At 68.6% G+C, this 12,950-nt stretch carries 8 protein-coding genes; 4 read left to right on the top strand and 4 right to left on the bottom strand.

The window, feature by feature from the left end:
• Window positions 1–7 precede the first annotated feature (7 nt).
• Entirely contained in the window at window positions 8–1,117 is a 1,110-nt protein-coding gene (locus tag HDC93_RS35635; protein ID WP_185014957.1) for a three-Cys-motif partner protein TcmP, read from the bottom strand.
• A gap of 362 nt (window positions 1,118–1,479) precedes the next feature.
• Here HDC93_RS35635 and HDC93_RS35630 point away from each other — a divergent pair, with 362 nt between their 5' ends.
• Entirely contained in the window at window positions 1,480–2,532 is a 1,053-nt protein-coding gene (locus HDC93_RS35630; RefSeq protein ID WP_185014956.1) for a hypothetical protein, read from the top strand.
• 129 nt (window positions 2,533–2,661) lie between these two features.
• On the opposite strand, the gene HDC93_RS35625 is transcribed toward HDC93_RS35630, so the two are convergent.
• Window positions 2,662–3,987, bottom strand: a complete 1,326-nt coding sequence (locus HDC93_RS35625; protein ID WP_185014955.1) for a helix-turn-helix domain-containing protein — start codon at window positions 3,985–3,987, stop codon at window positions 2,662–2,664.
• Between the two features lie 322 nt (window positions 3,988–4,309).
• Here HDC93_RS35625 and HDC93_RS35620 point away from each other — a divergent pair, with 322 nt between their 5' ends.
• Window positions 4,310–5,134 carry a PIN domain-containing protein gene (locus HDC93_RS35620; protein ID WP_221517537.1) on the top strand — a complete coding sequence of 275 codons (825 nt, stop codon included), beginning with the start codon at window positions 4,310–4,312 and terminating at the stop codon, window positions 5,132–5,134.
• A 363-nt stretch (window positions 5,135–5,497) separates the two neighbouring features.
• Here HDC93_RS35620 and HDC93_RS35615 read toward each other — a convergent pair whose 3' ends face one another.
• Window positions 5,498–7,480: a hypothetical protein gene (locus HDC93_RS35615; protein ID WP_185014953.1), complete on the bottom strand. Its 1,983-nt coding sequence runs from the start codon at window positions 7,478–7,480 to the stop codon at window positions 5,498–5,500.
• A 1,853-nt stretch (window positions 7,481–9,333) separates the two neighbouring features.
• Here HDC93_RS35615 and HDC93_RS35610 point away from each other — a divergent pair.
• Complete coding sequence (locus tag HDC93_RS35610; RefSeq protein WP_185014952.1) at window positions 9,334–11,361, top strand: DnaB-like helicase C-terminal domain-containing protein; 2,028 nt, start codon at window positions 9,334–9,336, stop codon at window positions 11,359–11,361.
• Entirely contained in the window at window positions 11,362–11,982 is a 621-nt protein-coding gene (locus HDC93_RS35605; RefSeq protein ID WP_185014951.1) for a hypothetical protein, read from the top strand.
• Between the two features lie 360 nt (window positions 11,983–12,342).
• Here the strand turns inward: HDC93_RS35605 and HDC93_RS35600 are convergent, their stop codons facing one another.
• Window positions 12,343–12,801 carry a WD40 repeat domain-containing protein gene (locus tag HDC93_RS35600; RefSeq protein ID WP_185014950.1) on the bottom strand — a complete coding sequence of 153 codons (459 nt, stop codon included), beginning with the start codon at window positions 12,799–12,801 and terminating at the stop codon, window positions 12,343–12,345.
• Window positions 12,802–12,950: the final 149 nt, after the last annotated feature.

The raw sequence follows: 12,950 nt of genomic DNA, 5'->3' as shown, positions 1-12,950 counted from the left end.
TGCCGTTTCAGGCGGGCAGGCTGACCTGGCTCTTCGTCGTGAGTTTCCCACTGGAGAGCAGGGTCACCTGACCGTTTTGTCGCATCTCCCGTATGGCCTGCAGGGCGTGCTTCGGCAGCCAGCGCGAGGTCTCGGCCAGCAGCCACTCGCCCACCGTCTCCACCGTCGCCGGTCCCATCGACAGGCGCTGCGCGACCAGTTCCAGAAGCTCGGTGTCGGCGAGCCCAGCCGCCTGGAACAGGTCGATCTGGCCGTCAGGGATGGCCCCGCGCGTGCGCGGGTCGCGGAAACTTTCGCCATCCCGGTCGTCGACCTTCCACATGGCGTCCTTCATCGCCTTCAGGCCGGCCGTGCTGCCGGTGCCGAAGACGAGGTAGAGAGGCTGTCCGGTGCGGGGGACGAGCTCGAACTGCAGCTGGTACGGGAAGCCCGACCGGCGCAGCGCGTCCCGGTAGGTCGACAGCCACACGCGCCACCGCTCGTCGGGGCGCAGTTCAGCATCCGCGGGCGCCCAGAACGCCCGGCCGCCGAAGACCGTGTCGAGGACATCCGGGTTGAGGTTCTCGCGACGGCTGAACCAGTTGGGTCCGAAGGTGGTGACGACCTCGCTGGAGGGATTGCGGGCGATGCGCCTCATCACGTCCAGCGGAACATTGACACTGCCCCAGCTGTCGAAGATGCCGAGGATGGGGTGGCCCCAGGCACCCAGCCGGGTCAGCAGGGGCATGCTGTCGGTGCCGGCGTCACCGCGCTGGACCTCGAGGTGGACCGGCAGGTCCCGCAACGGACCAAAGTGAGCGTGGAGTTCGCTCATCAGATGCTTGTGCCGGGCAGGGTCCTTCTCGATGAAGATCAGGTGCACACGCCGCGGACTGAGGTGCATGCGGTCGACCGCGCTGTGGTTCAGCAGACGTTCAAGGATGAAGACGGGCGAGCCCGGCTCGCCGTCCTGATAGCGGCCGGGACCGGCAAACGCGTCAAGGAGCGTGACGCGGGGGCGGGCATAACCAGTGCGCTGGGACGTCTGCAGCAGAATGGGCCACCAGGCATCCAAGTAACGCTGGTACAGGCGGTGTTTGGCGGCTGTCGCCGGTTCCAGCTTCCATAACACACCCATCCCGGCCCCCTCCAGGTCGATGGGCGGGCATGTGCCGGCCGCACCCCTAGGCCATTGATGGTGAGAGCAACCCGGTTCGGTGTAAAGAGCACGTACGAGCCGTCCGCTCCTGTTTGTGTGCTGCAGACGCCGAAGCACGGCGATGCTTCGATCGGTGGTTCGTGAAGGCGGCAGGACAGGCCAACAGGCTCTTGCTGTGCCCGGGCAGACCCGCTCGGGGACGCCGCCGGGCCGGTGGCCTCACCCGCGGCCGCGCACCACACCACAAACGATCATTATGCGACGTGCCGACCAGTCGCGGCTCTCGTTGTCAGTTCCGCTCCGTAGCCTTGGCACAGAGTCATCTGCGACAGGAGGGCAATGTGGCCCGCAACTCCATCAATCAGCGCGCGATCGAGAAGCACCTCAAGGAGATCGCCAAGGGTTATGAACGCGCGGCCCGGCGAAACCCGATCCGCGTGCCGATCCAGACGGAGGCGTCTGCAGAAGGAGGCGCGTTGCCCGGCCGTGAGACCGCCGAAGGCGCTCCGGTCCTGTCCCGGCTCCTGCTCTGGCTGGGGGAGCAGGCCCAGCTCAGTTCCGGAAGCTACGTCAACGTGACCCGGTTCGTGGAGGAACAGCGACTGGATGGCGAGGACCCGTTGGTGCTTGCCTTCGAGTTGGAGAAAGACGACCTGGTCCAAGTGCTGCGCGCCTATGGGGGCATGCCTCACGTGCATCTCACCGACGCCGGACGCGCCGCGATCCACCGGTTGAAGAAGCTGCGGACAGACCGCGCCGCTCGTCTCCGCTGCACCATGGACGCCTTCCAGCGGTGGCTGTTCGACACCGCCGGCGACCAGCAGCCCGCCGACCCGGCGCTCTTCCTCACCTCGCCTGCTGCTTATTTCGCCGGGTCCGCCATTTCCAGCGACGATCTGCACGAGGCTCTCGCCCACCTGGTAGAGCACAAGCTGATCGAACTCATCGACACCGACCCCGCCACAGTCGCCATCACACCCCAGGGCGTCAGCTGCGCCCTGGCAGGAGGAAGCGTGCAGGACCACATCAACCAGTCCCGCCCCGGCACCACGTACAACAACTACATGCCGAACGCCAAGGGCATCATCATTGGCGAACAGCAGCACTTCACCCAGACCAACACCGACGGCGTCGACCCGACGCTGTTCGCCCAGCTCGCCGGGTACATCGGCCAGGTCAGCACCACCCTGGGCATGCCCGAGGCGGACCGAGCCGAGCTGGAGCGCGTCGCCCGGGACCTTCACACTGAGGCGACCTCCGCGAACCCTGAGCCGGGCCGCCTGCGTCAGTTCGCCACCCAGCTCAAGGACAAGCTCCTGGAGGCCGGTACCACCATCGCGGCCACAATGGGCGTCCAGATGGCGGAGCAGGCCCTCGCCGCGTTGACCCAGTAGACCCGCCAGAACACCGAAACTCCCGGGGATCAACCACATCCCCGGGGCCCCCGGCTTGGGACCGCGTGGTTCAACGGGCGCCGGCATCATGGTGCGCCAACCGGGCAGGGCGACCGGGCCGGAGGCCCGCTACCTCTTCGGCAGCAGCTTGGCCGTGCTCACGCGGTCCCCGTCGACGAACGGGTTGACGGGGACATCGAGACCGAAGAGCGCGTAGATGTGGCGTAGTGCTTCGTAGGCATCGCGTTCCGGATCGCCCAGGGCCTGCCAGCTGTGGTTCCAGTCGTCGCTCGTGGCTGGCTGCGGAGCACCCCGCAACGGGAAGGCCGGGTCATCACCGGCGGCGAGTACGCATCCGGGCGACTGGGTGAAGTCCGAGGCGACGATGCGATGTGTCCATGAGCCGTCGACCAGCGGCAGCACATGCCGGTCGACCAAGCGGAAGTACTCCAGCGTGATCTCGGTCAGCACGAACACGCTGATCCTGCGTGCTCCGCCGTCGGAGTAGCGCTCCATGGCCCAACCCAGCATTTCCGAGGTCGCCGACGCGGCCCCAGTGACCGCCCCGTCCGACTCGACCAGCAGCCCGCGACGGGGAGCGTCGGCCAGCAGGAGGCCACCCTCACGAGGCTCCGGACGCCTGTACACAGAAGCCCAGTTGAAGGCATTGGCGTCCCGGAGCGTGTCCTGCTTGTCCAGGACGTCCCGCAGACCACCGTCGGCATACATGCCGGGGACAAGGCCGCGCGGGTGATCGGGGACGCTCTGGAAGAAGAGCGCCGGCGTCTCCTCCATACCCAGTGCGGCACGCAGGTCCTCCCGGCTCTTGACGCGGTCCGCGGCCGGAGCGGGCACGGCGGAGCCAGCTCGGCCATGTCGCACGCGCAGGCCGTCGTTGACGAGCCGGTACACCTCATCCGGCGGGAGGAAAGCGGTGGTGTCGCCGTTGCGGATCGGGATCGTCCAGCTGTTCTTGATGAACTGGCCGTCGTCGTTGATCCCGCGGGTGACGAGTGCCCACCGTTCGGACTCAGGCAGCGCCGGTACCTCGAGGACGAAGTAGTGCCCGGCCGCCCCCGGGTCGCCTTGGGGGTGGTCGTACCAGAAGAACTTGACCTTGAGCAGCGGGCGTACGTACTCCGTGAGGACGTCCTTGTAGGAGTCGGTGTTCACCACCTTCTTGTCGAAGGGCGTCACCTTCTCCACGACCTCGTGGAGCTCGTTCGGCCGCTTCTTCGCCTTGAAGCCGCACACGATCAGGCCGCCGCCGGCGTTCGCGAACGCTGCGACATCCTTGGCGAGTTCGAACTTGCCCTTGTGGGTGCTCAGGTCGTACGGCCCGTTGGGAGGGACGCTCTTGAAGTCGACCCACTCGCTCTCCGGCGTGCCCACGATCTCGTACGGCTGCTGTGCAGTGAGGAAGGAGACGAGCTGAACCATGCTGTCGGCGGCCATGCCGCCGGAGCCTACGCGCTCGAAGCCATCGTCCGCACCGAGTTGCACGATGCGCCGACCTGCGACAACTGATGCGTATACGGGCGCGACAACGGTTGCGCGAGCCGAATGTCCGCTGGGGAGTCCGCCCACGTCACCGCAGGCGTACGGGCCTTGTGGGGAGCCGGTCTTACGCGCTGGCGTCGCTGCCCCTGCACCAGCCCGCCGCCGTCTCGACGCGCTGACGGGAGGGTTTGTCAGCGGCGTGCGGCATCATCGGCAGATGGCCTCCACACCTGCCCCGCCGACGTACCTCGATCGCCTCCGGTCGGACCTGGACCTGATGGAAGCGGACTTCCTGCAGGTCCTCGCGGACTCACAGATCCGAAACGTTGATCCCAACCGCCACTCCAACGGCATTGTTCACTTCGGAGCGCCGAAGTGGGGCTGGGTACCCAGCAGTCCCGAACTCGAAGCCCGAAGGATGGAGCTGCTGGGGCGAGTTCGGGAATGGGAACCGCTGTTCCGGCTCCTGTTCCCGCACCCGACACCGGAGGTCACCAAACGCCTCGACAAGAGCCTGGCCCTGCTGCAGCGCTGGCTTGAGCGCCCCCGGGACACCACCATTCCTGCCACCATCGAAGGGGCCGCCGACAAGATCAAGGAAGCGGCGGCCACGCTCCGGAAGCTGGGCGAGCTCCTACCCGAGGACGAATGGCCGGTGCGCGTCACGGTCGACACGAACATGCTGCTCGATGACCCCGATGTGGCGCTCTACACGTCCGTGCTCGGCAAGCGGTACATGGTCCACCTGTTCCCGGTGGTCCTGCGGGAACTGGACGACAAGAAGCTCGCCGGCCGCACCCCGGATCTCCGGGACGCCGCGAAGAAGGCGGACCGCCGCCTGAAGGGGCTGCGGACCAACGGCAACGTGCTGCGCGGCGTACGGGTGGCCGGCGACGTGCACGCCATCTTCGAGCACATCGAACCCAAGGGCGACACCCTGCCGAACTGGCTCGACCTGGACGTGCCGGACGACCGCTTCGTGGCCTCCACGTTGTTGCTGCAGTCCCGGCACCCAGGTTCTGCGGTCTATGTGGCCACGAGAGACATCAATCTTCAGACGAAGCTCGCTGCCGTCGGATTGCCGTTCTTCGAGGCGCCTTGATGGAAATGGGTGGCCCCAGCCTGGGGGACCGGGGCCACCAGCTCCGCCGGGTCAGCGCTGCCGGATCCCCGGAGAATCCGCCGGTCGAGCTGGCGCCCAGGGCGCCGGCGGCACCGCGGACGATGCCGTGGCCCGCTGTATGGGCGAGAGAGCGCAGGCGATGGCGGCGCCGCCGTCCACGAGCTGCCGCAGCCGGGCCCGGGCCGTTCGTGTCGTCCCGGGGGCGGCTGGCCGGGCCGTGACTCCTCGATGGTGCTCATCGGTGGCCCGATGTCCGGCCCGGGTGTCTGCCGCAGCCGATGGACCGCAGGAAGGCGGTACGGCCAGCAGACGCCCGGACCGGAGGGGAGGTGTGGCCAGAGATCAGGTGGCGCGCAGGCGGCTCACGGTGCCGGTGAGGTCGAAGAGCTGGTTGCGGGTGCCATCGAGCCACTGCTGGGTCACGGTGCCGGTCGGGCCGAGATGGAGTGCGTAGGCGGTCAGCGCCGTATCAGCGAGGGTCAGCTGCTCCGAGACGTTCGTCTCGTGCTGATCATTCGTGATGATCTTCTCAGGGCGCCGGTTGTGCCAGGCATGACGCAGCCACTTGTCGGTGGCGGGCACCGGTTCGCCGTTCTTGGTGACCGGCTCGTAGCGGGTGCCGTTCGGCGGCGGGCTGTCCTGGACGACCTGGGGCGGGATGACAGCGCCCTGGGACTGCCAGTAGGTGGCGACGATGGCTTCGGCCTGGCGTCGGCCCCATGCGGCTCGCGGAGCGGCGCCGTCGGTGAGCATGCGGTTGACGAAGGCACTGGCCTGGCCGCGCGGCCGGGTGCTGGCCTGGGAGCCGTAGGCGGCCTGCAGAATCCCGCTGGCGGTTGCCGCGATCAGCGTGCGGACGCGCGCCTCGGCCAGAGCCGCCGTCCGCAGCCGCGGCGTCGGATTGCCGGTGATGTCGTCGATGACTTCGCGGAACGATCGCTGCACGGGCTCCGTGGGCAGGCTGTTCGAACCAACCAGCAGGGACTGTGCCGCGGCCGCGTGATACTCGGCCTTCGCGCGGGGCAGGCAACGCCGCACAAGGTGTGCGACGACCTCACCCCTGTTGTGCACCTGCGGGCTGCCGGCGCCACCGTTCAGGCCGAGAGCCTCGTAGACACGCTGGGCGGCGGCCGTCCTCCGGCTGAACGCCCACACCGCGAGCAGGGCCAGGTACTCCAGCTCCAGTCCGGCAGGGCGGCCGGAGGGAAGCTTGAGGTACCGCGCGATCGTCCGGCCGTAACCGGGGACGGCATCCAGGACTCCGGCGTCGGCGAGTTGGTCCACGGCCTGCTCGGCGAGCCGCGCCGCCCCGGTCCCGCCCGGCAGCGAGGTGGCGTCGTTGTGGATGGACTCGTAGCGCCGGGTGATGGACGCGGAGAAGTCTGCGCGCTCCTGCTCCCGGTAACCGGCAACCACCACGGAGGCCGTGGTGGTCCAGCTGTTCACCGCCTCCAGAGCGAGCCTGGCCGGGATGCTGACCTCCCGGTCCCGGCCCTTGTGCCGGACGGTGAAGTCGACAGTGCCGGACGACGTATCCGTCTCGTTCAGCGCGGCCCGCGCGGCGCGTACCGCCGCGCCGAGGTGGTCCAGAACGAGGATCTGCTCCTGAGCGGGCAGGGTCGTGAATGCCAGGACGTCATAGGGGAGACCGGTTTCCTGGTAGAACCGGCACAGGGCGTCCAGCTTGGCGGCGACCCGGCCGTGGCCGTCGATCACCAGCAGGCCCCTTGCCAAGATCTTTCCGGAACTGTCCACGACGCGGGCCAGGGCTACGTCTGCTGGTCGGCGCTGGCCTTCGGTGGTGACCGTCGCGATGGAGCGGCCCGCCATGCTGAGCCGTACCTGCTCGAGCGCCCACCGCTGCCGTGCCGCAGTCCAGTCCAGCGCCTGCGGCCCGGAGGCCAGGAGCTCCAGGACCGCAGTCTTGTCCGGTGCGGTCGCAGCAGGGAAGGGCCGCGCGCCGAGGATCTCCTCGGCGCCGCTGTAGTCGCTCTGCTCCAGGTCCCGGATGTTGGAGACGAGCAGGAGATCGAGAGTGTAGAGCCGGGTACTGGGGGCGAGGACCTGCCGGACACCGGCCAGTACGCCGCCGTTGAGGAAGCCCAGTTCCTCCCCGGTGCCGGCGAAGTCCGCGGGGAACAGCGGGCGTACGGCGCCCGGTTCCACACATGCTCGAGCGAAGATCGCGCTGCCGTCGTTGTCTGGAATCCAGTCCGCCTGAAAGACGGCGGGACAACCGCGGATGTTCTTCTGCAGGTGCTCAGTGGCGTCCGTGGGGGCCCGCTCGGGGATCGTGGGCAGGACCATGTTGGCCGTGCTGTCCATCGGAGTTTCTGCCTTCGGTCGGCAGGACCGGAGCAGCACGTGCCACCCGGTCCGTGACGTGGAAGGGCGCACAGGGTTTTCCTGTGCTCCCGGCCAGATCGGATCCCGGCCGTAGCCGGGCCTGCGCCTGGGCCGGCCGCGTACGGAGGCATCAGGGTGCGATTCCGGCCTTGGCCGGACCTGGCGATCCCGAACCGTGCCCGTACGGGGCGCGATGAACGGCGAGCTTAGCGCAATAGCTGTGTGCTCCGTACTCCATTTCGATCAGCGGGAGTTGAGCGTCATCGCGGGGGCGAGCGGGCAGAACCTGTCGCCGGATCCCGGACGTTGTCCTTCCGCTAGAGCAGCACCGTGGGGCCCCGCCGCTGTGATGGCTTACGGGGGAGTAGCCATGCGCGGCCGCCAAGGCCCAGCCCGAGCACATCGGCTCGAGGGCGACCGAGTCTCCATCGTGTGCTCCTGACGATGAGCCCGAGACGAGACCGATAGACAAAACGCAGACCGTTGAGCGGGCCGCTCTCCGCGCTCGACTGAAGGCCATGGCGGAACCTGTCACCCATGGAGCGGGCCGCCGCTCACGCCTGACGGGCCCCCGGGCTGAGGGCCTGCCGCACCGTCACCCCCCGGAGCCAGGACCAGGCCCCGCGATCACACGAGACCCCGACCGCAGCGTTGCATAATTCAGCGGCGAGCGTTACATAACTTCGGGCGAATATTATGTACCGCCAGCTAGACTGGGTGGCAGCGTTACATTTTTGACGGCACGGTCGCTCCGCACCCCCTCGGCGGCCCACTGCCCGACCTGTCCCTCGCAACCCGCTTACCGCTTCTGCTCTTGGAGTCCCTGGGTGTCCTCCTCGCGTTCATCCCGCACTGCCGGTGAGGCGTCTTCCGGCGCTGCCGTGCCGGACAACTCCGCCCCCACTGCCCCGCCCGCAACCTCGACGGAGCCGTCCGACCCGGCTCCGCGCTGGGCAGGCCACTGGCCCCTGAGTTTCCCTGAAAACGCCGGCCGCCGACACGACGAGGACACTCAACCCGAGTCAGCTGAGGGCCCGTTGGACGAGCGGAGAACAACCTCCACCACCCCTGACGCGGGAACACCACACGCCCTGGCGCCCACCCGCCCTGCGACGCTGCACGGGGCCCGCAACGCACTCAAGCAGCTGATCGACGCCGCCATCCAAGGGCACCCCACCCCCTTGACGCGCGGCCCGCACCACGCGCTGCTCACCACCCCCGCCCACGCAACCGAACTGGGCTGGGACCTCATCCAAGCCCCCACCCACAGCATCGCGGACGCCCGCAGACAGCTCGGGGATCTGGTCCAGTACGGCGCCGAGGGCCACCCCCAGGTGTTGTGCCGCCACAAGACCCCCGTCGCCGTACTGATCGCCGCGGCCGCGGACGGCACCCCCGCCCCGCCCGCACCTCACGCCGAGCCCGCGCCTGACACAGCGGCCCCGGCGGCAACATCAGCCCCGGACTCCACCCCACCCCCCGAGGGCCTGCAGACAGTCCAGAACCCCCTTCCGGCCACACCAGCAGACGAAGCCGCCAAAGACCTCGCACCCGCGCCGGCAACTCCCTCTGCCGAAGCGGCCATTGCCCCCACCACGTCCTCGGAACTCCAGCCGGAACCGGCAGCCCACGACACGCCTGCACCTGCCGATACGCCCCCCGCCTCACCCGGCACCACCCTAGCCCCACCGACCGCCCCCACGGGCCCGCCAGCCGCTGCCGACCCCAGCCCCGCCGCTCCTGCACTCCAGCACCCGGTCACACCGCCGACCGCCCTCCCAGCACCGCCCTCGACCCCGCCCGAGCCGAGCCCGCCGGCCCCTGCTCCCGCGATGCCCGGCACCGGCCACGAGCCCGCCCTCCCGGCCGGCGGCACACCAGCCATCGCTGCGCCGCGCACCCCGCGACGCCTGGCCGCGCTCGCCCAAGCCCTCGACACCGTCCTCCCGACCACCGCCCCCACCGGTGAAACCACCACACCCACACCCCTGATGGGCCTGTCGACCGGCATCCGCGCCCTGGACGACGTCCTCGGCGGACTCCAGCCCGGCCGCTTCTACCTCGTCGCCGCCGCCCCGGGCGCCGGATCCAGCCTGATCGTCACCGCCGCCGCCCGCACCAGCGCCCTCGACCAGCACCAACCCGTCCTGTACGCCGCCTCCGGACTCACCCGCGCCGACATCGCCGCACGCATCGTCGCCGCGCACCTGCCCGTCGACTACCGCCGCCTGCGAGCCGGCCGCCTCACCCCCACCGAACAGGACGACACCGCGGCCCTCCACCACCACCTGGCCCAAGCCCCGCTCTACATCGACGACGGCACCGACCTGACCACCGACGCGATCGCCGAGAGCGTCCCGGACCTGCCCGGCCTGGCCCTCGTCGTGGTCGACCGCCTCCAGACCACCGAGGACCCCCGGCTGCCGCTGTCCGGCCCGGCCCAGATCACCGACGCCGCCCAGGCCCTCGCCCACCTGGCCCGCACCCACGAACTCCCCGTCCTCGCCGCCGTCGACACCGACGACCCCCAGCTGATCGCCGCGCTCAGCCTCGACATCACCATCACCCTGACCCGCGACGCCGACCAGATCCACGCCACCGTCACCGAACGCGACCTCGGCCCGCAGGCCACCCTCACCCTCCACGCCGACCTCGCCCACGCCCGCATCACCGACCCCTACGCCAGTCCCCTCACCCCCACTTCAGCACCCCAAACGCCCCCGCACGCCCCCGCGCCGACCCCGCAGACGCCTCTCCAAGCCCCCACCGGCCTCTCCCCGGACCCCACGGCCACCCAGCCCGCCCCGACGGCCCACACCGCCGCCGCCCCACGCAGGTCAACGCCCCGCCGCACCACCGCCTCACCCCCGCCCCAGGGTGGCTACGCAAACCGGGACTACAGCTACTTCACCGGCATGATCACCCGTGCCGTCGACGAAGCCCTCCACGACCACGACGGTGACATCACTGCCGCGACCGAAGCCCTGGTGAAAAAGGCCGTACCGCACGCCATGGCCCTGTTCGAAGCGACCCGCGTCGGCGGAAATTACGAGCACACCGTCTATCCGGAAACCCTCGAATTCCTTCGGAAGAAAACCAAGGACGGCGCCGACGAAATCTGGGAAGGCCGCCACAACTGGACCAACACCCACCTCATGGAAGCCCTGCAGAACGACACCCACCCTCCGATCACCGTCAACGCTCTCGACACCAACGCCAGCTTCCTGTCCGCCTTCAAGACCCACCTGCCCATCGGCGCCCTGGTCCACGACCCCCACGGCGGCTTCGACCCCAAACGCTCCGGCATCTACCGCCTCCCCGCCCGCCCTACCTGGCACCACCCCGACCTGCCCGACCCGATCGGCAACCGCCGCGAAGACGGCCCCGTCCTCCTCGACGACGCCACCATCCGCCTCCTCATCCGCTGCGCCCGCCTTGGCCTGTGCGAGGCCCCGCACATCACCGAATGCTGGACCTCCGGGGCCAGCGAAGGACTCCTGGAAAAATTCCGCCGCGTCCTGACCGAGGCCCGCACAAAAGCCATCGAAACCGACGACATGGTGACCGTCGAATACATCAAAGCCATGTACTCGAAATTCACCTCCACCATCGGAGAATCAAGCGTCAACCGCGACATCCGCCGACCCGACTGGATGCACATCATCCGCTCCCAGGCATTCGCCAACCTCTGGTATAAATCCCACCGAGCCCGCAGCAACGGCCTGACCGTCGTCCGCGTCCGCGGCACCGATGAACTCCACGTCGCCGGCGACTGGCGCACCGTCTTTACCGAAGGCCGCCTCACCACCCAGATGAAACAAAAAGACCAGTACCCCCTGCCGAGGAAGAACGCCCGATAGATGTCGACCGACGGATGGAAAAACTTCGGCAACTACGGCGCAGATCGCGACCCCGGAAACGTCGACGGCAAAATCGCCCTCGCCCGCGCCCTCGAAGACGCCCTTGAACGCATGATCATCGACGGCGGAATCAAATCCCCGGTCAACACCCGCCGCGGCCTGAAAGCCCGCATGCGCTACCTCACCACCACCAAAGGCGGCCCCCAGGCTCTGGCCGACGCCGGCATCCACGCCACCCCCACAACGATCCGAGCCTGGACCCGCGGCACCCAGCGCCCGCGCCCCGCCAACCTCGAAGCGATCGACACCGCCTACTGGAACCTCCGCGCCCACAACGTGCTCGCCAACCCCGGCGCCCTCAAGCAGCACCTCAACCGAGGCGGCCGCGGCACCCGCATCGAGATCCACCCCGTCAACCAGGCAGCCGTCGACGAGCCACGCCGCCGCGACAACCTGAGGATCCAGCACCGGCAGGTCCGCTACATCTGGGACGACGCCGTCGACGCCCTCGTCGCCAGCGACCTGAACACCATGGAAGACCTCTGGGACGACATCATCGCCGAACTCGACTCCGACTGGGGCGCCTACACCTACGTCTCCTACATCGGCATCGGAGCCTGACACGACCGCCTGCGCCCAGCCTGGTCGGCCCAAAGCAGCGCTCGGCGCCCCGTGAGGCCGATGCTGCCAGGGGATGTCATCCTCTGAGTGCCAGTGGCGCAAGCGCGGTGACCTGGCCGTTTATGCTGCCAGAGATGCCCCCCACTCGTTACCGGAGTGAGTGACGAAGGACCATGCCATTTTCACGCCAACCACCACTGGGCAGCAGATTCTGAAGGAAACACCTTTCCTGTGATCGGGGGGTCAGGTCACGGCCAAGGCCGAACCTGGCCGATGCCCCCGCCCTGCGATGCCTGGGCACGCCTTCTCATGCCTGATCAACACATGATGGATACTGTTTGGCCGCCTTGGCAGCAACTTCTAACTGGTGCCCGTTCGCCGGAAGACCGCGACATCACGTCGCAGCGAAACAACGAGACTGCCGTCCTGAGCCACTGCAGTCTGCGCAAGGCTCGGCACGACGAAACTCTCCACGAGTTTTCGTGTTCGCAGGTCCCAAACGCCCAGCGTGCTGCCGGCGCTGATTACAGCGAGGGGGCGCCCGTCGAGGACGATGCAAGCCACGGAGGACACCCAGCCGTGACGTCCGGTGGAAAGGAGGTCCGTGCATCGGTCCGTGGCTACATCGTGCATATAGGCCCGCCCGCCGGCGCCGATGACGGTGATGGGGCGGTCGTCGAGGGCGGTGCAGGCCAGGGCGTACACCCGGCCAGGGAGGCCTGTGAGAGGTTCACCGATGGGGAGGCCGGTGGCCACATCGCGCACGTCCACGCGACGGTCGCCCTTCTTCAAACCGGTGTCGCTGCCGATGACGGCCACAGGGCGATCGTTGACGGCGGTGCACGCGATCGCCGTGACTGGCCCTGCGAATCCACTAAGGGGTCCTTTCACTATGAGCGTCCGATCAGGGCGCGTGGTCTGGTGCCGTGCGTCGCAAGGCGCCGGGAAGCCCTCGTAGCGGAGCTACT

The sequence above is a fragment of the Streptomyces sp. AK010 genome (genome assembly GCF_014207295.1).
GTDB lineage: Bacteria > Actinomycetota > Actinomycetes > Streptomycetales > Streptomycetaceae > Streptomyces > Streptomyces massasporeus.
Note: the sequence above shows the minus strand (reverse complement) of the source record. Positions and strands in the feature narration are given on the sequence as shown.

Excerpts from the sequence above, each read along its gene's own strand:
- HDC93_RS35635 (WP_185014957.1), bottom strand. The coding sequence starts at position 1,117 with ATGGGTGTGTTATGGAAGCTGGAACCGGCGACAGCCGCCAAACACCGC.
- HDC93_RS35625 (WP_185014955.1), bottom strand. The coding sequence starts at position 3,987 with ATGGCCGCCGACAGCATGGTTCAGCTCGTCTCCTTCCTCACTGCACAG.
- HDC93_RS35620 (WP_221517537.1), top strand. The coding sequence starts at position 4,310 with ATGGAAGCGGACTTCCTGCAGGTCCTCGCGGACTCACAGATCCGAAAC.
- HDC93_RS35615 (WP_185014953.1), bottom strand. The coding sequence starts at position 7,480 with ATGGACAGCACGGCCAACATGGTCCTGCCCACGATCCCCGAGCGGGCC.
- HDC93_RS35610 (WP_185014952.1), top strand. The coding sequence starts at position 9,334 with ATGCCCGGCACCGGCCACGAGCCCGCCCTCCCGGCCGGCGGCACACCA.
- HDC93_RS35605 (WP_185014951.1), top strand. The coding sequence starts at position 11,362 with ATGTCGACCGACGGATGGAAAAACTTCGGCAACTACGGCGCAGATCGC.